This is a genomic window from Gillisella terrae, from assembly GCF_004801395.1.
Lineage (GTDB): Bacteria > Pseudomonadota > Alphaproteobacteria > Rhizobiales > Rhizobiaceae > Allorhizobium > Allorhizobium terrae.
The window spans coordinates 1-588 of the sequence record NZ_SSOA01000026.1 but is presented as its reverse complement, the minus strand read 5'-3'; the positions used below and the strand labels follow the sequence as shown (position 1 = coordinate 588).

The window sequence follows — 588 nt, the reverse complement described above, 5'->3', positions numbered from 1 at the left end:
AGAAGCGTGTTGATTTCCACGCCCTGTTTGGCGGGCCAAACGTCGATTGGGTCGCCCGCCTGCCAAGTGACGCCACCGAAGAAGACCTTCTGCGCCACTGGAACCGCATGGTTTCCGTTTCCGTCACCCCCTCAAGCGGCATCATCACCCTCAAGGTGCGCGCCTTTAGCCCCAATGACGCGCAAAGCCTTGCCAAAGACATTGTCAAAGCCGCTGAAACCGTGGTCAACAATGTCAATGACCGCATCTGGAGAGATGTTACCGCAACCGCCCAGCACAATCTCGATCACGCCCGCAATGAGCTGCAGACTGCCCGTGAAAAGCTCGCGCAAGCCCAAAACCACAATGGTGTGCTCTCGGTCGAGGGCAGCTCCGATGTCGTCACCAATCTGATCTCCTCGGTCGAGGGCGATCTGTTGAAACTGCAGCAGCGTTATCAGACGCAAATTTCCATGGTGTCGAAAAACGCCCCGCAAATGCGCGTGCTTCAACGCGAAATCGACAGCAAGCAAAGCCAGCTCGATGAGCTCAAACAACGCCTCGCCGGTCAGCAGAGCGAAACCAAAAACCTCGCCTCCATCTCGCAAG

The 588-nt window shown here is 56.8% G+C and carries 1 pseudogene; it reads left to right on the top strand.

The features are described from left to right. Positions 1-588, top strand: a pseudogene (locus tag E6C51_RS19980) (capsule biosynthesis protein); the annotation flags it as partial.